12 protein-coding genes and 1 pseudogene are annotated in these 20,697 nt (G+C 40.3%); 6 read left to right on the top strand and 7 right to left on the bottom strand.

Annotation, left to right across the window (positions count from 1 at the left end):
* Positions 1–96: 96 nt before the first annotated feature.
* Together V7K27_RS27455 and V7K27_RS27450 are read left to right on the top strand one after the other, a co-directional pair.
* Positions 97–2,439 carry an NACHT domain-containing protein gene (locus V7K27_RS27455; protein ID WP_334951496.1) on the top strand — a complete coding sequence of 781 codons (2,343 nt, stop codon included), beginning with the start codon at positions 97–99 and terminating at the stop codon, positions 2,437–2,439.
* A gap of 207 nt (positions 2,440–2,646) precedes the next feature.
* Positions 2,647–3,093, top strand: a pseudogene (locus V7K27_RS27450) (rhodanese-like domain-containing protein); the annotation flags it as partial.
* 1,513 nt (positions 3,094–4,606) lie between these two features.
* Here the strand turns inward: V7K27_RS27450 and V7K27_RS27445 are convergent.
* The 6 genes from V7K27_RS27445 to V7K27_RS27420 all read right to left on the bottom strand — a co-directional run bounded on the left by V7K27_RS27445 (position 4,607) and on the right by V7K27_RS27420 (position 9,076).
* A complete protein-coding gene (locus V7K27_RS27445; protein WP_334951495.1) occupies positions 4,607–5,299 on the bottom strand; it encodes a manganese catalase family protein in 693 nt (230 codons plus the stop codon).
* 142 nt (positions 5,300–5,441) lie between these two features.
* On the bottom strand, positions 5,442–5,720 hold the full coding sequence (locus tag V7K27_RS27440) for a GlsB/YeaQ/YmgE family stress response membrane protein (protein WP_334951493.1): 279 nt from the start codon (positions 5,718–5,720) through the stop codon (positions 5,442–5,444).
* 492 nt (positions 5,721–6,212) lie between these two features.
* Entirely contained in the window at positions 6,213–7,595 is a 1,383-nt protein-coding gene (hemN, locus tag V7K27_RS27435) for an oxygen-independent coproporphyrinogen III oxidase (RefSeq protein ID WP_334951491.1), read from the bottom strand.
* On the bottom strand, positions 7,564–7,743 hold the full coding sequence (locus tag V7K27_RS27430; RefSeq protein ID WP_334951490.1) for a hypothetical protein: 180 nt from the start codon (positions 7,741–7,743) through the stop codon (positions 7,564–7,566). Before V7K27_RS27430 ends, hemN begins: the two co-directional genes overlap by 32 nt.
* A gap of 4 nt (positions 7,744–7,747) precedes the next feature.
* The gene (locus V7K27_RS27425) at positions 7,748–8,455 is read right to left on the bottom strand and encodes a biliverdin-producing heme oxygenase (protein ID WP_334951488.1); all 708 of its coding nucleotides are present in this window, start codon (positions 8,453–8,455) and stop codon (positions 7,748–7,750) included.
* Positions 8,456–8,818: 363 nt separating this feature from the next.
* Complete coding sequence (locus tag V7K27_RS27420; protein WP_334951486.1) at positions 8,819–9,076, bottom strand: DUF433 domain-containing protein; 258 nt, start codon at positions 9,074–9,076, stop codon at positions 8,819–8,821.
* A gap of 162 nt (positions 9,077–9,238) precedes the next feature.
* On the opposite strand from V7K27_RS27420, the gene acsF reads away from it, so the two are divergent.
* The 3 genes from acsF to V7K27_RS27405 all read left to right on the top strand — a co-directional run bounded on the left by acsF (position 9,239) and on the right by V7K27_RS27405 (position 13,275).
* Entirely contained in the window at positions 9,239–10,315 is a 1,077-nt protein-coding gene (gene acsF, locus V7K27_RS27415) for a magnesium-protoporphyrin IX monomethyl ester (oxidative) cyclase (RefSeq protein WP_334951484.1), read from the top strand.
* A 39-nt stretch (positions 10,316–10,354) separates the two neighbouring features.
* Entirely contained in the window at positions 10,355–10,480 is a 126-nt protein-coding gene (locus V7K27_RS27410; protein WP_334951483.1) for a hypothetical protein, read from the top strand.
* Positions 10,481–11,004: 524 nt separating this feature from the next.
* Positions 11,005–13,275 (top strand): DUF1796 family putative cysteine peptidase, encoded by a 2,271-nt coding sequence (locus tag V7K27_RS27405; RefSeq protein WP_334951482.1) that lies wholly within the window; start codon positions 11,005–11,007, stop codon positions 13,273–13,275.
* Positions 13,276–13,438: 163 nt separating this feature from the next.
* Here the strand turns inward: V7K27_RS27405 and V7K27_RS27400 are convergent, their stop codons facing one another.
* Complete coding sequence (locus V7K27_RS27400) at positions 13,439–14,125, bottom strand: methyltransferase family protein (RefSeq protein WP_334951481.1); 687 nt, start codon at positions 14,123–14,125, stop codon at positions 13,439–13,441.
* Between the two features lie 680 nt (positions 14,126–14,805).
* On the opposite strand from V7K27_RS27400, the gene V7K27_RS27395 reads away from it, so the two are divergent.
* Positions 14,806–20,448, top strand: coding sequence for an ATP-binding sensor histidine kinase (locus V7K27_RS27395; protein WP_334951480.1), 5,643 nt, complete (start codon positions 14,806–14,808; stop codon positions 20,446–20,448).
* Positions 20,449–20,697 lie beyond the last annotated feature (249 nt).

The following is a 20,697-nucleotide window of genomic DNA, read 5'->3' as shown; positions in this document are numbered from 1 at the left end:
TCTTCTTCAGATAGTCTACAAAAATTTACTTAGAGTGTATTTACATATATCTACTCTCTTAAGCATATACTATACTACAAGTTTCAGCCTGAGACTATGATAAGCCAAGGACTGAGAGCATCACCAGAAGGTATAAGGGCAGCAAAAACAGCTTTAACAGACAAAACTTGGAGTCAGCATAAATTAGCAACAGCTTTAGGCATTACACGCCAACCAGTTTCCAAATTTTTTGCAGGTGAGTCGATTTCACGCTCTTGTTTTGTGCAAATTTGCCAACAGCTAGGATTATCTTGGCAAAAGGTTGCTGGCTTACCTGAAGATGTGGCATTTGAGGTAACTACTAAGGCGCAATTCAAAGGTGCTGACCTCGATACATTGGTGCGGGAAGTGCATCAAAAGCGTCAAGATAAAATCCAAGACCAGTGCAACATTCTGCAAATATTGGACATTGCTCACACAGTCCAACTGATGGACATTTACACCAATATTAATGTTTTAGAGGAGATAACCAGCCTGCAATGGCGAGAAATTTCTGACCTGTTGAAAGACTTCAAATCTGAATCTGACTTTAATCAACTTGGAGGATACAAGTGTCAGAGAAGATTACCAGGGTTGGAAGCAGTATTGCGCCACTCAAAACTGATGGTGCTGGGTAAACCAGGGTCAGGTAAAACTACATTTTTACAATATCTAGCGATTGAGTGTAACAAAGGCGAACTTCAAGTAAATCGCATAGTAGCTTTTATTAGGGTGAAAGAATTTGCTGAAGATGCCAAAAGTGACAGCGAATTGAATCTTTTGAACTACATCAGCCAAGAATTTCTTAGTTGCGGTGTTGAACAGGAATCAACTAAAATTCTGCTGGCTGAAGGCAAACTGCTGATTTTGCTAGATGGATTAGATGAAGTCCCAGCAAAAAAGGCAGATGAAGTCACAAGAGAAATTCGGAGATTTACCCAAACTTTTTACAAAAATAAATTTGTTATTAGCTGTCGAATTGCTGCCCAAAAATATAGATTTCAGGGATTTACTGAAGTTGAAGTGGCAGACTTTGACCAAGAGCAAGTTGAAGTTTTTGCCAAAAATTGGTTTGTTGCAGTTGGTCTTAAATCCAGGGAAGATGAAGAAGCCAGAGGAAATTTATTTATTAATCAGTTACATCTCCCAGAAAATCAGCATATCCGAGAATTGGCAATCACTCCATTACTGTTGCATTTGATTTGCTTGGTGTTCCAAGTAAAAGATGAATTTCCTTTAAATCGAGCCAAGTTATATGAGCAAGCACTGAATATTTTGCTGGTAAGATGGGATGAAGTCAGAGGCATTAAACGCGATCGCATTGCTGATAATTTGACTTTAGGAATTAAGAAAAAACTGCTTTTTCAACTTGCAACTATCACTTTTGAGCAAGAATATTACTTTTTTGAACAAGAAAGAATCCTGCAACTTATTGCTGACTCTCTAAAACCATTACAAATAGATAACGAAGCAGTGATGAAAGCAATTGAGGTAGAAAATGGGTTATTGGTGGAAAGGGCACAAGGAATTTACTCTTTTTCTCATCTCACGTTTCAAGAGTATTTCACGGCTCGAAAAATTGTTGAAAGTTACCCAAACTATGCTTTAAACAATCTGGTCAGTCACATAACTGAAAAGCGCTGGTGTCAGGTATTTTTGCTAACTGTTAGTATGTTGCCAAATGCTAATGAAATATTACAGTTAATGAAGCAAAAAATTGATTTGCTAGTGGCTAGTGACGAAAGATTACAATATTTTCTAACCTGGCTGCATCAAAAATCTAGTTCAGTCTCTACCCGCAACAAAGCAGCAGGGGTTCGTGCCTTTTACCTCGTTTGCGTTGAGCGAAGCTGTTGCGATAGGGATAACGCCTTTGTCTATACTTCTGGTTATGACCTTGAGTGCGCTCTTGTTGGTAACATCGCCTTTGACCCTGACCTTGTACTTGATGAGTTTCTATTCAGTACTATTGCCTGCATTAACGAGCTTGACTTTGCCTTTGAGCATGCCCTCAACGATGCCCTTGATAATGTATATGCCCTGCTTATTGCCTTTGATAAAGCTATTGACCTTGTTGTTGATCCTAAATTGAAGCAAGTGCTGCAAAAACTCAAAAAACAACTACCAAAAATAGACAGCAATCCAGAGAAATTTAGGGATTGGTGGCAAGCCAAGGGTAAAGCCTGGGGTGAACAATTAAGAGATATGTTGATTAAGTATCGCAATATTGGTTACAACTGGCAGTTTAACGAACAGCAAAAAGAATTGCTTCAGCAATATTACGATGTCAATAAATTGCTGGTAGATTGCCTTAATAGCGCTGTTTGTGTAACTCCAATAGTGCGGCAAGAGATTGAGGAGACATTATTGTTAGCGATCGCAGATATTGAAAATGTACGCAATTCCTGTATTAATGGCTGAATATTTGGAATTTTTAGATGATCGAAAAAATGTCTTCCCATAGTCTATGTTGGCTGTATTTGCAATGTATTAAATGGTAGAAAATATTTCAATGAGCCACTCTATCTTAGGAGAGAGTTTGAGGATATTCATCCCAGAGAAAGAGCAATTAAATATGCTTAGTCCGTTAAATTACTATTAATATCGTCTCTGATTGAGGAATAAGTTATGACTAACAATTTAGTAGGCGGCATCATTCCCCCACAACCACCAATAGAAGCACAATCTGATGTTCATGTCCTGAAGACTCGTCTAGAATGGGGCGAACCAGCTTTTACAATACTGGATGTGCGCGATCGCCCCACCTTCAACCAAGGTCACATTCTGGGAGCGATACCGACCCCAATAGATGAATTGGTAGAGCGTGCAGTATCTTCTTTGCATAAAAGCCGTGATATTTACGTTTACGGTGCTAATGAAGAAGAAACTGCCCAAGCCGCACAACAACTGCGTTCTAATGGATTTGAGCGTGTCTCTCAACTCAAAGGTGGTCTTGCGGCATGGAAGGCGATCGGTGGTCCAACAGAAGGCATTATTGAATCAAAAACTCCCGCAGGTGCAGATGACTACAATGTTGTAGATCGGCTAAAAAATCACCAAGAAAATCTGCAAAAGGGAGGAAGTAGCGCGACAGAAGCGATTAAAAAGGGAGCTAGTAACCTCAAAGAAAACATTCAAGAGGGAGCCAGTAACCTCAAAGAAAACATTCAAGAGGGAGCTAGTAACCTCAAAGAAAACATTCAAGAGGGAGCCAGTAACCTCAAAGAAAATATTCAAGAGGGAGCCAGTAATGTCAAAGAAGGCATTAGTGAATCTAAAAATCCTAGAGACACTGAATGATTCCAATGTTGGCTCTTAGGCAAAAAATAACTTAGCCAAAATGTAAGAATTCAGCACCCAGGAGTCAGAAGTCAGAATTTAAAATGAATGCAGTATGATTGGTACATTGATGTATCAAAGATTTTTCTGATTCTTTAACTATTCTGACTCCTGAATTCTTAGGCGCATTCCCAGGCGGAGCCTAGGAAGGAGTCACACATGCGTTTGCCCTGCCACCGTAATTGCAATCAAAATAAATTAGAGCTTCACTAGTAGAGGAGAAATGTCGAGTTGTGGAGTATGAAGTACTTTCTGGACTTGCTTCACTTGACCAAATTTTCAAGTAGTAATCCTTGTTATTATCGCTAGACCATAATTCATAACGGTATTGACCTCCTGACCCATTGCTTGTTAAGTAGTCAGCCAGTGCTGCATTTGATGTAGATAGAAAACTAAATACAGTCAAAACAGGAATTACAGCTACTTTTAGTATCTGGATGAATTTCATGAATGCACAAAAAACTTATTTTTGAGATTTTGTTAAACATCTTATTTATAGCAACGGTACTTATATAGAATCATCTGTAATTATACCTGAGTTGGCTGCGTATTTAGCAGTTAGGAGAGGGTAAGTAGGGCGTGTTTTTAAACTTGTTATATCCTGAAAAACTTGTGAACAATTGACTAAAGCAATTTTGGCGTATTGCTAGCCGACATGAAAAACTTGCCATAAATTATACAGCTATGCTAGCGATCGCCAAATAAATTATCCAATCTTGTGGGGTGGGCATCTTGCCCGCCTTGGACTACGGGCTCTCGTGTCGCCCACCCCACAAGAAGTAGTTGAGTATTTTTTTATTTGTTAGTCCCTTAAGCCAAAAGTGATTTAAAATCTCGTTTCCAGCTTCTTGCTGGAAATGTAGCTCCTGGTGGCTCTGCCGCAAGTTACGGAGGCAGAGCCTCAATGAGGGGCATTCCCAGTCGGAGACTCTTAACGAGATAACGAGATAATCTGCTAAATGCTGGTTCTAGGCTGGCTTTCACGTTAAGTTGAGACCAATGAGCATTGCTGTGCCCCTGCGTGGTCTATTTAGCTGAAAAAAGCTATAGCTATTTTCAATTGAGTGTAATACCCAAATACTCAGATGAAATTCCCGACTTTTTTTAAGAAGTCGGGAATCTTTTTGTTCACGAGATGTAGCTAAATAACCCAACAATTGCTAAACAAGGTGGGCTATTTACCCACCGGATAATTGGGAGTTTTCCAGAATCTACCAAAAATCTCTTTGCTTCAAATCAATCTATGAAATTAAGAGTGACTTTCTAGCGGATTAGCAATATATTTGAATGTTGGCTCAGAATTCCAAGGGCCACGCTCATCTTTACCATCACCGTTTGTAGATAGGTTGTAGTAGAGAGCAACAGTTTCATCTGGCTTAATATTACCAAAGAATGGATCTGTCAACTTACCCAGTGAATCTAGAGCTTTCATAAACATCTGAGTATGAGAAATTTCTCGTGTTAACAGATGGACTAAAGTCTCTTCGGTTCCTTTGTCAGTTGCCAATTTGATCAATGCTTCGTAAGTCTGACGAGCGCCAGCTTCAGCTGCAATATTAGCTCTTAAATCACGCACTACATCTCCACCTTCATTTAAGTAACTTGCAGTCCAAGCACTACCCTGGCTATCTAGAAAATGAGGACCAGCCCCTCTAACTGCAAAGAGAGTACTCTTATAAGCCTCTGTTTGATCCACATTTTTGGTATGAGCTTCAATGAGTTTACCAACCATTTCTAAATGGCCGAATTCCTCGATCGCAATATCTTGGAGCATATCTTTAATTCCAGCATTTTCCACATGGAATGATTGAACCCAATATTGCAAAGCTGCACTAAGCTCTCCAGTAGCTCCGCCAAACTGCTCTAGAAGTAACTGAGCAAAACGAGGATTTGCTTCACTAACGTTAACTGCGTGAATAGGGTCTTTCTTGTGAAAAAACATAGATTTACACTTCCAAAAATTTGATGTTTGTTACAGAAGGGATCGACTTGTCTCCTAGTATTTTCCAGATAGAGCTAATTTGATGTTTGATAGCTTCTCAACCTGGTAAACTAGAAGACCAATAGAATACAGCAATCAGCGATTAGATGTTGCTGTTTCTTCTGATTAATCCCCATAGATAAATAGCAACAATTGCACCAAGCACAGCCACTAAAATACCAGGAAGAGTTAAACCAGCGCCAGCCGCAGTAATTTGCAGAGTTCCAGTTCGTAGTAGGGTAAACAGACTTCCACCGACGAAAGCACCAATGATACCTAAAATCATTGTGGAGAGAATTCCACCACCTTGATAGCCAGGATAAATAGCTTTAGCGATCGCACCTGCCAAAAGTCCTAAAACTATCCAAGCAATAATACTCATAACTGCCTCAACAATCTCACTTGTATCTAAGTTATCAACTCTGATTCAAAATTCTTTCTACCACATGGGATAAATGCTAAATCCAAAAGTTAGACAAAAGAGTTTATATCAAGATAGATTTGGAGGAACATTGGCATTTCTAGCATAAAAATGCTAAACGAAAGTTTTGCCAGATAAATCACAATACGGTTCGGTTAGTGACATTTTGCCCAGGAAGATCCCCCCAACCCCCCTTAAAAAGGCTTGCTCATAACCCTCTTTTACTCACTTTTTAAGGGGGTCGCCGCAGGCGGGGGGATCTTAACCGAACCGTATTGAGATAAATCAGGAGTTATTGAATATATGTTTTTTATATCTATCTGAAGATGGAAAAGTATTATCTAACTTTTTGGAGATGCGTCAAAATAATTTGTAATTATTTAAATCCCCTCAACCGTTATTTTCAAGGTAGATTGAGGGGATAACATCTAGCCAACATTTGCAGAAGTGGTATCAAATCGCGCGGGAGAATTTTGTCTCTCGCGTTCTTGTATGAGTATCAAATATAACGGCAATATTTCTGACTAGTAATCTACCGATGTCTGTAATCTGGATCTGATTTTTTGATAAACTAACCAAACCATCGGCTTCTAGTGGTTTTAACGCCTCTAGCTCCTCAGAGAAATATTCATCAAAACTGATATGATATTTGTTTTCAATGTCTTGCTTATACAACTGAAAATGAGACATAATGCCCATGATCACATCCCGTCTAATGATGTCATTCTGAGTAAGCTTGATACCTTTACTAACAGATAAAGCACCGACTGCAACTGTCTGATAATAATCCTTTAATTCCTTGTGGTTTTGAGCATAAGCATCTTCTAGCATACTGATGGATGTAGCGCCAAAACCAAAGAGTTCTGTTTCAGCGTGGGTAGTATAGCCCTGGAAATTGCGTTTGAGAGTGCCATTACGTTGAGCGATCGCTAGTTCGTCATTAGTTTTAGCAAAATGATCCATCCCAATAAATAGATATTGGTTATTTGTCAATTCTTCAATGGTCATTTTCAGAATCTCTAACTTTTCTTCTGCTGGGGGTAGCGCCTCTTGAAGAATATTTTTTTGCGTCGGTTTAAGCCACGGTACATAGGCAAAGTTAAAGACAACAATTCGGTCAGGATCTAATTCAATAGTCTTTTTCAGCGTCTCTTTAAATGTCTCGCGGGTTTGATAAGGTAAACCATAAATTAGGTCTACATTCACACTTTCAAACTTAGCTTCTTTGATCCAACTCATGACATCAAATAGCATTTCTTCTGGCTGGACACGATTGACAGCAACTTGAACTTGGGGATTAAAATCCTGAATGCCAAAACTAATGCGGTTAAACCCAATTTGTCTCAGAAAGAAAATGTAGTTTTTATCGATATAGCGGGGATTAATTTCAATTGAGATTTCTGCTTCTGGAGCGATGTTGAAATAGTGATTGATGTTTTTCCATAAAAATTCTACTTGGTCAACTTCCAAGTAATTAGGAGTACCACCTCCCCAGTGAATTTGCAGCACTTTTCTATCTGGATCGATTAAAGCTGCGGTGTTTTTGATATCTTGAACCAAAGACTCAAGGTAAGGTTTAGCAATATTCTTATTGTTAGAAATTACCGTGTTACAGCCGCAGAAGTAGCAAGCACTTTGGCAAAAAGGGATGTGGAAATATAAACTCATAGGAGTTTTGCGTTGATTCGATGCTGCGATCGCGGCCTTAAAATCAGTTTGGGTGAATGTTTCGCTTAACTCTGTAGCTGGCGGGTAACTGGTATATCTAGGTGCGCGAGTGTCGTACTTTTGGATCAGATCCAGATCAAACTTGACACCAGGTAATAGAAAAACCATTGAGTTGCTTTCCAATGAATGTATGGGGGAGTGGGGAGTGGGGAATGGGGAGTGAGGGGGATGAGGGGGATGAGGGAGATGAGGGAGATGAGGGAGCAAATGACAAATGACTAATGACCAATGACAAATGACAAATGACAAATGACAAATGACTAAGCTACTTCAGTGGTACCTGAATTCTGAGAACGAGTTAGGCTATTAAACAGGACTTGACCGAGTGCTTTAATTAAACTTCCCTCTAATTCTTGAGCCATCTGTAAATTGAACCCAAAGGCGTTATTAGCTTCGGCAATAATCCGTTCTGCTGTTGCATCATCGATGGGTAATGCATTTAATGCCTGACGATACTTATCCTTAAATGCCTTTTTATCAGGAATTTGCTCAAAATTGTAAAAGGACGTTCCTTCATAGCCAGAAAGCTTCAGGGCTGACTGAGCAACTTTTTGTAGCATTTGACCCCCAGAAAGATCGCCCATGTAGCGAGTGTAGGCATGACCTAGCAATAAGGCTGGTTCACGAACAGAGATTTCCCGAATGCGGTCAATGTAGGTCTTTGCAGCAGGTGAAGGGGTAACTTGCTCTCTCCAATTATCCCCATAATAGAACACCATGTCTTTTTCCAGCGAGGATTGGCGATTAAGTTGCAGAAAGTAAACTGCACTAATCACAGGATGCTCGACATGGCTTTCTAATGCCGCTTCTAGTTCGCTGTAGACGCAATACAAGTTGCTTAAGAACTTGGCGAAGCAGTCTTTATCCACAACTCCTTGCAGAAAACATTTCATAAATCCCACATTTTCCGCCGATGTGTGGGCTTGTTGAGTTCCAGAGCGCAGTTTGATGGCTAGATTGCTACTCATTGTTGCTTCCTTCATGTTCAAACGCAAGGTTTCTGGGCAGTCACCGACTCAGGATGCCTGCCAGGGCCAGCTAAAAAATTGTTATTCTAGGTTTAGAGAGGATCTGCATCACTATATCCAGCAAGTAGCACTGCCGATGTAAATCCCAGCTATTTTTATTTCTCCTAAGATTATTTAACTATTAATATTTGCATAACGATTAAGTTATTAATATTTATTTATTGTTTGGCGAGCCAGGAGTCTGAATACACAATTTCTATTTCTAACCAGTACCAAGGTTTAAATTTGTAACTTTTCCTGCATCGTTAATCAATGTAACTGAGCCAGGAATTAAAGATTGCAGTAAGCCGTTAATGTGAATAATTAATGGTAGTAGGTAATCTGGGCTGCTTTTGCAATCACTTCCAAAACTAGCAATGCCTGAGTCTGCAAATGTGGGAAATCTTCTAAGAATTCGGCTAAACCTGCTTCACCTTCGAGATAGTCGAAAAATGTTTGTAACGGAACTCTCGTTCCAACAAAGACTAGAGTTCCGCTCATGATCTCTGGATCAGAGTGAATAATTCGTCGGTCACTTAAAATCTTTTGAATATTCATCGTTAAGGTATTTGCATCTAGCAAAAGTAATTATGTGTGTTTAATTATGTACAACTTATGCATAAAGTCTAGCTTAGGCGATACAGCTTATTTCTCACAATTTACTTTCAATAATTTAACTGATGTCCTCAAGTACCTATTTATGGTTATATAAATTTTGAGGCATAAAAAGATAAAAGGATTCTTATGGTTAAGTCTCTGGAAACCTCCAAGTCTGAGTCGCTGAAGTCAGGTGTAAAAGCACCTGTTCAGGAAACATTATTAACACCCCGGTTTTACACCACTGACTTTGAAGCTGCGGCACAGTTGGATATTTCGGCGCAGGAAGCGGAGTTACTGGCAATTGTAGAGGAGTTACGAGCAGACTATAACCGCGATCACTTTGTACGTGATGAAGAATTTAAACAGTGTTGGGATCACATTGACGGAGAAACACGCGTCGCTTTTATTGACTTTTTGGAACGTTCTTGCACTTCAGAGTTTTCGGGATTTCTGCTGTTCAAAGAATTATCGCGTCGTCTGAAAAACCGCAATCCCATTCTGGCAGAAGCCTTTAATTTTATGGCACGGGATGAAGCACGTCATGCGGGATTTTTGAATAAGTCAATGGCAGATTTTAATCTTTCTCTTGACTTAAGTTATTTAACTAAAAATCGCACTTATACCTTCTTTCCGCCAGAGTGGATTATTTACACAGTCTACCTATCGGAGAAAATTGGCTACTGGCGTTACATTTTGGTGTATCGCCACATGGAAAAACATCCAGAACACCAAATTTATCCGCTATTTCGGAAGTTTGAGAGTTGGTGTCAGGATGAAAATCGACATGGGGATTTCTTTAAAGCGCTGCTGCGATCGCAACCTCAATTATGGAACAATTGGAGAGCTAGATTGTGGGTGCGTTTCTTCTTGCTGAGTGTTTTTGCTACTCACACCTTGACAGTATTTGAACGCGCAACGTTTTATCAATCCATTGGGATAGACCCGCGCGAATATAATACTAGAGTCATTGAAGAGACGAATAACACCGCCGCCCGCGCATTTCCGTTGATTTTGAATACAAATCACCCAGAGTTTTTCCGACGGTTAGAGCAGTGTTCTGACCTTAATCTGAAAATAGCAGAGATTAATCAGAGCAATCGTTCACCAATTGTCAAATTCTGCCAAAAATTACCCTTGATAGCCTCCATTCTTGGGCATCTATTGCAGACTTACCTAATCAAACCCGTTGATGCTGAATCATTGAGAGGGACAGTTCATTAACTGGTAACTGCGTACATTAGCTGAATCTACAAGTATCCTTTGGGAATCTCTTCACTCAAATTCTATAACCAATTGCATGGTTTACACAGCCGCAAATTTATCGCTATAGCTATTTTTACCACCTCAGATGGTGAGCGATCGCTAGCAAATACTTCCGTATTTTAGAGAAACTATTAACTTAATCTTATCCTTTTCTTGGTTTTTTCTTAGTTGTACCAAGACTTTTGATGCAATATATTTTACTTAATCAGTAAAAAACTTCTATAAAAATCCAATTTTATAAGAAGAATTCAGAACTCAGGAGCGGAGCCGGAGACGCTCCGCCGAGGCGTCAGAATTCAGAATTGAATTCTGTACGACTGGGTAATGAATATTGGTTTAAAACCAAGCCGAATTGCGATGCCCGTAGCTCTGTCGAAGGGTGGGCGAAAAAAATTAAAATATTCTCGCCTTAAAACTCTATTCCTTTATGGGTAGAGTATTCTGAATTCTGAATTCTGAATTCTGACTCCTGTTTTATTATTTTTTGAAAAGCTTGACCGTTAATAGCTTTGGATGATGTAACTTAGACCTTAAGTATATCTACTAAGATTGATCGCCGATTCTTAGTAGATGTGATATTGTCAAAGTAAGTTTAAGGATTCAGCCTGAGTGTTTGGTATCGTACTCACTAAATCAGGATAAACTCTATGTATCGATTTCAGATCAATGCATACACGCAAAGGGGCGAATCCATCGGTCTGGTCGGTTCTACTCCAGAGTTGGGACTCTGGAACATTAAAAAATGTATCCACCTACGTACAAGTGGCGATCGCTATCCTTTATGGTGGACAGATATAGAAATTGACATTCAGCCATCTTTGGAGTCAGGCGATGGCCAAAGAATTGAGTATAAGTACGTGCGTTTAGATGCAAACGGCAACGCGCAATGGGAGAGCTTACTAGATACAAATCGCTGGATTCCCATCGACCCTAACGATCATGCCAGCACAATTATTGTGGATGATGGCGCATTCGGTTATTTACAACCTTACCCCTTTGGATACATTGAGGAGCCGGCTGTCAGAATACCCCTACATGAAGAGTATCAAGGGTTAAAAATCGTAGTCATTGGCAGTTCCGTCGCATTAGGTCATAAAGCCTGGTTTTTGAGAGGTTGGGTCTGGTTGTTGGCACAGGCTTTACAGCAAAAATACGGGCATAAACTCGTGAATGTGTCGGAAGTGGGGGCGAATGTCAGCAGAACGATCGCTCGATTTCCCTGGGTTGTCACTCCAGAACACCCGGATGTTGTAATCATTGCCCTGTCTCTGGGCAACGAAGGGTTAGCTTACTGTCCCCCTCACCAACGGCGGGTAGTACAGAGGCGGTTTGAAAGTGGCTTGCAGCAGCTGGTGAAAATGACGCGGGACATCGGAGCAATTCCGATGCTGGGCGGAGTCTATCCCAATGGCGACTATTCCCTAGAACATTACTGGCTGATCCGAAACACACACAACCGGATGCTAACTTGGGGCGTAACCGTACTGGATTGGTTGGCAGCCGTCGATGATGGGCAAGGACGATGGAAAGCGGGGACATTTTTCGATCCGGCTCACCCGAACACCCTCGGTCACAGCCTGATGTATCAGCAGATCGACCAGCATCTTTTCGACATTCACAAAGACGAATTGGCAAAAGAAAAACAACGCTTCCAGCAACCGAATGAATTTTCCATCTACTTTGACAATGTGGGCTTTCATGTCTCAGTATGTATCGAAGAGAAGCGTTTACGGATCATTAATTCATCACAATATAGTTACACGATCGCTCCCTATTGGCAGAAACTACAAACTGCACTGCAAAGTCAGGCAGGATTGATACCCGGTATCTACATTGCCAAGGGTACCCAGCCAGGGACGCTCCCCTTCTTTGCCGTCCAAGAGGATGGCGCGATCGCAACCAGATTAAACATCCCCCCTAATACTGATCTAGAATATAGCGCCGCCTTCAATCTCTTTTCGCCGAGCAACTCACAAGTTTTGTTCTATGACGGGCATCTGGGGATTTTGCAAGCGGACGATCGCCACCTCTGGGTGATCAACGAATCAGACAACGAGTACAATATCCAACCGATGTGGCAGGAGGTTTGCAGCGCACTTAAAGCCATGCCGTCCGGTGTCTATGAAGATCCGCTTCATCCCGATGCCCCCTTTGGCACCATGATGATTAGCAACGATGGACTAGAAAGCCGGGTGAAAGCACCACCGAAGTCAGCAGTGTTTTTCCAATACAAATGCAAATTATCGGATATCAGCCGTGTGGCCATTCTTGCCCTTGGCGATCGCTGTGCCGTCCGCATGATGCTGTATAAGATGGAGTACGATGGTCCGGCCTTTCCATTTGATCTAACGCGTGCGACTAATATTGCAGATGTTGCCGATGCGATCGAAAACGGTTTTGATGATATGTGGAACCCTGCCTTCCTGCACTACAGTCCCGATGCAGGCAGAATTTACCACAGTAAGTGGTCGGGTTTATCTTTTGCCCATGAAGTCGAGGAGACAGACGACCCGATGGGCGATATGTCTCCCGTCCATGAACGGATGCGCGTTCGATACACAGCCCGCTCCCAAAGGTTTTGGTACGCACTGCGGCACTGCGATAAAGTGCTTTTCGTCCGCACAGGAATTAGCGATCGCGGTGGTGTGATAGATTTGGTCAACAAGCTGCAAAAACAATGCCAGGGGAAGCCATTTCATCTTTTGCTTCTTTCTCCCCAAAGCGATGATCAGTTTTTAGACCTTCCCAATGTGCTGCATTACAATGTCGAGTTTAATCCCGATCGTATGTATGAAGATTTGGGACACTGGATGTACTGCACAGAGATGATGCGAGGAATTTTAGAATCCCTTGGGGTATCTAGCAAAAACCTTTTCTGGTGTCCATCCAAACCTCCGAAGGATGTGGCAAAAGGGTAAGAAAAAAAGGTCGTAGGAGCAATCAGTCTTTGATTGCTCAATCCCTCGGATTTACTGTGGGTTGTCAGTCTAACGGCGAGGCTAACCGAACGCAGACAACCTTTGCAACCCAACAGATAACTTATGCTTTGTTCCGGTTCAGCGCAGTGTTATGCAGCAGGTGCTAATAGACGTATGGAAATAAGCGCTTGGTTTGCTGACAATACGATTGATATTCCTCGCCGAACCGCTCTTCTAACATCTGCTCTTCAATTGCAATCCGATTACCAAACCAAACCACACAGACCGTTAACAACAGACTTAAACCCCATAAACTCTGCAACATGACGCAAAATCCAAGAAATAGAAGAATGTAACTCGTATAGATAGGGTGTCTAATTAAACTGTAGATACCGTCAGTAACTAACTGATGATCTGATTTAATTATAAGACGGTCAAAGAATTTGCCTAAGGTTTTAATCGCAACCTGACTAACAAAAATTGCAGCACAAACTAAGGCAATGGCAATTACAGTTAAGCATTGATTAACGCTTGTATTCAATGCCTGGTCTTGAAGTGAAAAGGTGTATAGCGTTAGCCAGTGTACGCCCAGTAACCCAACAACTATAATCAGCGAGGCTACGCGCCCAGAAGTGGCTTGAACTTGGCGGTCTTCTTGACGACTCCCTAGCTGACCATACCGAATAACTCGCCAAATTGTTCCCAGGAAGAAAATGAAATAGCTGATTGATAAAAAGACTACTCTCCAGTCTCCTACGACTCCAAACTGTGCGGCTGGAATGACAATCAACACAGCGATAACAGTCAGCAAGGCAAAAATCAATCCCACAGGTTTCAGGAACGCCGCCATGAATATAAGCTCCTTAGCATTGAACTATGTAGATTTACACTGGACGCGGAACATCGATAAACAGGCTCAGACAATTGTCACACAAACAAATTGAAGCTGTATAACCTTCCCAATCACCCCAGATAGACCGCAACGCCCAACAGATAACTTTTAGCTAGTTATCTCGTTCCCAGTCTCCGACTGGGAATGCCCCTCATTGAGGCTCCGCCTCCGTAACTTGCGGCAGAGCCACCAGGAGTTGCATTTCCAGCAAGAGGCTGGAAACGAGGTTTTAAAAGGGTTTTGGCTTAAGTTGACACCAATGAGCGCAACCCAACTGATTATCAGGATGTTGGGTTACGCAAAGCCTCCAACGCCACTTGCTACAACGCGGGAAACCCGCGCAACGCAGTGGCTCCCCAACCGACAATTTTTTTGCAACATTTTAGCTTAGACAGTCCACTACAAGACTACGGAAAGACTACCGAGATTTTTGAAAAAACTCCGTACAACTCGAAAGGGCTGATTCCCCATTCCCTACTCCCTACTCCCTACTCCCCATTCCCTACTCCCTACTCCCTACTCCCTACCTACGCAAATAAGTTCAATAATCAAAGCGGATTACTATATATCTGATGATAGTAGTAACTATGTCCTGGGTACACTAAACCATAGAAAGAAAATTATGAGAACCAGATGCAATGTTAGTAGTATCAGATACAGTATTTCCTATACTTGGCTATAGCATTACTAAGCAATTATACGCAGGGAAGAAAACGTTAGTTTATCGAGCTATCAGAGAAAAAGATCAGCAATCATTTATTTTAAAATTGATGCGTAATGAAGATCCTAACTTCGCTGAAATTAATCAGTTTTGCAATCAATACACCATTACCCAAAATCTGGAAATTCCGGGCATAGTCAAACCAATAAGCCTAGAAAAACACCACAATAAATATATTCTAGTAATGGAAGACTTTGGTGGTATTGCCCTTAATCTCTGGCAGCAAGAAGAGCAGAAAAAAGGAAAAAATTCTGTTTCATTGAGTGAGTTTTTCGATATTGCCATTGAAATTAGTGCAACTTTGGAAGGGCTACATCGCCATCGCATCATTCACAAAGATATCAAACCTGCCAACATTTTGATTCATCCGATAACAGGTAAGACCAGAATCATCGATTTTAGTCTTGCTACTTTATTACCAAAAGAAATTCAATCTCTCACAAATCCCAACGTCCTAGAAGGTACTCTAGCTTATATTTCCCCTGAACAAACAGGACGCATGAATCGGGGTATAGACTACCGTACCGACTTTTATTCCTTGGGTATCACCTTCTTTGAACTTCTGACTGGCCAGTTACCCTTTAGTACCACTGAACCGATGGAATTAATCTATTCTCACATTGCCAAAGAACCGCCAAAAGCCAGCCAGATTAACTCCAATATTCCCACAATCTTATCTGATATTATCAGCAAGCTGATGGCAAAAAATGCCGAAGACCGATATCAGAGCGCTCATGGACTCAAGTATGACTTGGAGAGATGTCAAAACCAATGGCAAGAGAAAGGAAATATTACAGTCTTTGAATTAGGCATTCGGGATATCTCAAACCATTTTGCCATTCCTGAAAAACTTTATGGTCGTCAAAGAGAGATTGAAATTCTACTCACTACTTTTGACCGGGTGACAAGCGGAAGCACGGAAATGATCTTAGTCTCTGGTTACTCAGGGGTTGGTAAAACTGCTGTAATCAACGAAGTCCACAAACCCATTGCAAGACAGCGTAGTTACTTCATCAAAGGGAAATTTGACCAATTCCAACGTGACATCCCGTTGTCAGGATTGGTGCAAGCTTTGCGGGATTTAATTGGGCAAATACTCTCCGAAACAGATACCCAAATTCAACAGTGGAAAACCAAAATTTTATCGGCATTGAGTACGCAATCTCAGGTAATCATTAATGTAATTCCTGAACTTGAAATAATTATTGGCAAACAACCACCATCTGCTGAACTTGCTGGTAGTGCTGCTCAAAATCGCTTCAATTTATTGTTCCAGAGATTTATCCAGGTTTTCACTACTAAAGAGCATCCTTTGGTAATATTTCTGGATGATTTGCAATGGGCAGATACGGCTTCCTTGAAGTTTATTCAATTATTAATGGATGGAACTTCTTCTCGCCGGACTAAGGCTAAAGAGAATATATCTGAGAGTAAAGGTAGTTTGCTACTAATTAGTGCGTATAGGGATAATGAAGTGTCAAATCTACATCCGCTATATTTGACACTACAAGAAATGGCCGAAACCGGAGCAGTAATTAAGACAATTAAACTCTCACCTTTAAGTCAGATTGACTTAAACCATCTGATTGCTGATACGCTGCGTTGTGGAGAGGCCATTGCTGTGCCTCTGACTCAAATGGTATTTGTCAAAACTAAAGGGAACCCCTTCTTTGCATCTCAATTTCTCAAGTTATTGTATGACGACGGACTAATTGAATTAAATTTTGATGCTGGTCATTGGCAGTATGACCTTACCAAAATTAAAACCTTATCTCTTACAGATGATGTCGTAGAATTTATGGGCATCCAAATAGAAAAATTGCCCATAAATGTACAAAATGTATTAAAAATATCTGCTTGTATTGGTAATGAGTTTGACTTAAAAACATTGTCAATTGTTAATGAAAAGTCTGTAATAGATACTGCATCAGATTTATGGCAAGCATTACTTGAAGGGCTGATTGTACCTCAGAAAGATGGTTATAATCTGGCAGCAGAAAATGATAGACAACTATTAAACTTTTCAACTAGAGACTCGGAAAATCTATCAATTACTAATTCCCAATTACCCAAATATAAATTCGTACATGACAGAGTTCAGCAAGCAGCTTATTCTCTAATTCCCCAAGACCAAATCAAGCAAATACACTTAAAAATTGGGCTGCTTCTCTTGAAAAATACCCCAGTCGCTGAACGGGAAGAAAATATTTTTGAGCTTGTCAATCATTTCAATATTGCAGTTGAATTCATCACCGATCAAACTAAACGTAATGAGCTAGCTGAAATGAGTCTGATTGCTGGACGTAAAGCTTTGGTATCAACAGCTTATTCATCGGCACTTAAGTATTTAACTACTGGAATTGAGCTACTAGCAGATGATAGCTGGGATAGTAAATACGATATCACCTTAGCTTTATATAATACGGCCGCAGAAGCGGCATATCTCAGTGGTGACTTTGAATATACAGAAAAATTTGTCCAGGTTGTGTTGGTAAAAGCGAAAACTCCACTGGATAAAGTTAAAGCTTATGAAGTCAAAATACAGTCTTATGGTGCACAAGGAAAAGAACTGGAAGCTGTCAATATTGCAAAAACCTTTTTGAAAACTTTGGGAGTAGAGTTTCCGACAAATCCCAGCCAATTAGATATTCAGCTAGAAATAGAGACAACATCTGCAAAATTGGCTAGTAGACCCATTCAAGACTTAATTGAACTGCCGGAAATTACAGAAACCCAACCACTGATAATCATGCGTATTCTATCTAGTGGAATTGCTCTTGCTTATACAGTTGCGCCGGAATTATTAGTGTTGATTATTCTGAAACAGATCAATTTATCTATCAAATTTGGTAATTCTCCTTTGTCTGCTTTTGCATATGTGATGTATGGAGTAATGTTGTGTGGGGTAATAGGAGACATTGATTCTGGATATAAATTCGGGAAACTGGCTGAGAGTTTGTTGCCTAATTTCCAAACAAGAGAAGTAACTGGCAAGGTTATGGAAGCATTTAATCATCTTATCAGACATTGGAAAGAGCATCTAAAGCAAACATTGAAACCTTTACTTGAGGCTTATACTACTAATCTCGAAGCAGGAGATATGGAATTTGCAGCTTATGCTCTTTATGGTTACTCCCAACATGCATATTTTATAGGACAAGAACTAGGAAAACTTGAACAAGATATAGAAACATATAGCCATACTATTAGGCAAATAAAGCAAGAAAGAGTATTTTATTGGAATGAAATATTTCGGCAGACAATCTTGAATCTTCTAGGAAATGTTAAAAATCCGCAGAGTTTAATCGGTGAAGTCTATAATGAGGATAAAATGCTACCACTTCATCTTAAAGCTAAAGATGGAGTAGCACTTTTTTTCCTATACTTCTGCAAACTTCACCTATCTTATCTGCTGGCTGATTACTCTCAAGCTCTTAAAAATACAGTAATGGCAGAAAAGTACTTATATGCTGGTGTAGGCATGTTTGTTACTGCTCAATTCTATTTCTACGATTCATTGACGCATCTAGCAGTATATTGTGATTTAGAGGAATTTGAACAAAAACAAATCCTCGATAGAGTGACAGCAAATCAGAAAAAAATGCAAAATTGGGCAGTTCACGCTCCGATGAATCACTTGCATAAATTTTATTTAGTAGAGGCAGAACGGCATCAAGTTCTTGGTCAATATCTTGAAGCGATAGATAATTACGAGTACGCTATTTCCCTTAGCAAAGAAAATGAGTATATTAACGAAGAAGCTCTTGCTTACGAATTAGCGGCTAAATTTTATCTCAAATGGGGTAAACAAAGAATCGCCCAACTCTACCTCACTGATGCCTATTATTGCTATGTTCGCTGGGGAGCATTAGCCAAAGTTGATGACTTGCAAAAACGCTATCCTCAATTACTTCTCCCCATGATTCAGCAAGAAAAACTTAGCCATTCTTACAATGAAAAAAACCTACCTGAACTGAGCATACACCTATCTACACTTAGCACTAAATCTACTTTGGTTACGAATGAAAGTTTCATTGGTTCCAACACTAGTATTTCAGATATGTTAGATTTGGCAACTGTCATTAAAGCTTCTCAAGCAGTGTCTGGAGAGATTGAACTGGAGGCACTACTTTCTACTTTAATGGAAGTTGTAATGGAGAATGCAGGAGCTTCTAAATGTGTGCTGATATTGAGTGAAGCTGATAACTTAGACTTAACTGTTACCGCAGTTAGTTCTGGTTCCAGTTTTGGAGCTACTCACACCGAGTTTTTATCTATTCCTTTAGAGTTCAGCGATCATGTTCCGATTTCTTTGATTAATTATGTCAAACGAACCCAAGAAATATTAGTAATTGATGACATCAAAACTCAAGCTAATTTTGCGGTAGATAACTATCTTAACCGTGAGGAACCCAAGAGCATATTGTGTATTCCGATGCTTAATCAAGGCAAATTCCTGGGGCTTATCTATCTAGAAAATAATTTAGCTACAGGAGTATTTACACGCGATCGTCTAGAAGTTATAAAACTCTTAACTACCCAAGCCGCAATCTCTTTAGAAAATGCCATTCTCTACAAAAATTTGGCTGAAGCTAATGAGCACTTGGAGGAATACAGTCATATACTAGAGGAAAAGGTGGTAGTAAGAACAGCAGAAATTAACGAAAAAAATCTACATCTGCAAGAAGCACTAGAAGAATTACAAAGTACCCAAAGTCAATTAATTCAAAGTGAAAAAATGTCTTCGTTAGGGCAAATGGTAGCGGGAATTGCCCATGAAATTAATAACCCCATCAATTTTATTCATGGTAATATTACTCACGCAAGTGACTATGTTAAAGAATTGCTAGATTTGATTAATATTTATCAACAAGAATATCCCCATCCCTCAGCAATAATGGAGCAAAAAATTCAGGAAATGGATGTAGAATTCCTGACAGAAGACCTACCAAGGGTTATCGATTCTATGAAGGTGGGAAGTTCTCGTATCCGAAATATTATTCTGAGCTTACGTAACTTCTCTCGTCTAGATGAATCGGAAATGAAGCCTGTAAATATTCATGAAGGCATCGACAGTACCCTAATGATTTTGCAGCATCGACTCAAGGAAAAGAGCGTAGACGCAAAGCGGCTTGTCGATAGACATCGCCCGGAAATTGAAGTCTTTAAAGAATACGCACAACTGCCGGATGTTATTTGCTATGCTGGTCAACTCAACCAAGTATTTATGAATATTTTAACTAATGCGATCGATACTTTAGATGAGTACAAGAATGAAGGAGATTCTCCAAGCAAAAATCCTCAGATTCATATTCGTACTGAACTAGGAGAATTAAACACGCTGAAGATTAGGATTGCTGATAACGGTCACGGCATGACTGCACAGGTGCAGGAGAAAATATTTAATCCTTTTTTTACCACTAAACCAATAGGAAGTGGTACGGGTTTAGGGTTGTCAATTAGTTATCAAGTAGTGGAGAAACACAAGGGTAAGTTAAGCTGTGATTCCACTCCTGGAAAGGGGACTGAGTTTGTGATTGAGATTCCAATGAAACAGTGACACAAGCTGCCGATACTGGAAAATTTACAATCCGGTTCGGTGAGAACTTCACCGAACCGGATTATACCATTTTAGATTTTAGATTTTAGATTTTGGATTGTGGAAGAGTCTCTGGTAATCGCTTTTCGGTCACAAGTCATTTATTCTTTTTCCGACAAGACGCTTGAAGAAGAATTTAGAATCCAGGAATCAGGATGAAGATGCTTTCTACAAGACGCTATTGCTAGCAAGATCCCCACAGGAGTACGT

The organism is Nostoc sp. (assembly GCF_036919575.1).
Classification (GTDB): Bacteria; Cyanobacteriota; Cyanobacteriia; order Cyanobacteriales; family Nostocaceae; genus Nostoc.
The sequence above is the reverse complement of the archived record's forward strand: the minus strand, read 5'-3'. Positions and strand labels throughout refer to the sequence as shown.

What these genes read in the sequence shown, in the direction of transcription:
- acsF (WP_334951484.1), top strand. Translation starts at nt 9,239, where the DNA reads ATGGTTAAGTCTCTGGAAACCTCCAAGTCTGAGTCGCTGAAGTCAGGT.
- V7K27_RS27405 (WP_334951482.1), top strand. Translation starts at nt 11,005, where the DNA reads ATGTATCGATTTCAGATCAATGCATACACGCAAAGGGGCGAATCCATC.
- V7K27_RS27440 (WP_334951493.1), bottom strand. Translation starts at nt 5,720, where the DNA reads ATGAGTATTATTGCTTGGATAGTTTTAGGACTTTTGGCAGGTGCGATC.
- V7K27_RS27445 (WP_334951495.1), bottom strand. Translation starts at nt 5,299, where the DNA reads ATGTTTTTTCACAAGAAAGACCCTATTCACGCAGTTAACGTTAGTGAA.
- V7K27_RS27400 (WP_334951481.1), bottom strand. Translation starts at nt 14,125, where the DNA reads ATGGCGGCGTTCCTGAAACCTGTGGGATTGATTTTTGCCTTGCTGACT.
- hemN (WP_334951491.1), bottom strand. Translation starts at nt 7,595, where the DNA reads ATGGTTTTTCTATTACCTGGTGTCAAGTTTGATCTGGATCTGATCCAA.
- V7K27_RS27395 (WP_334951480.1), top strand. Translation starts at nt 14,806, where the DNA reads ATGTTAGTAGTATCAGATACAGTATTTCCTATACTTGGCTATAGCATT.
- V7K27_RS27455 (WP_334951496.1), top strand. Translation starts at nt 97, where the DNA reads ATGATAAGCCAAGGACTGAGAGCATCACCAGAAGGTATAAGGGCAGCA.
- V7K27_RS27425 (WP_334951488.1), bottom strand. Translation starts at nt 8,455, where the DNA reads ATGAGTAGCAATCTAGCCATCAAACTGCGCTCTGGAACTCAACAAGCC.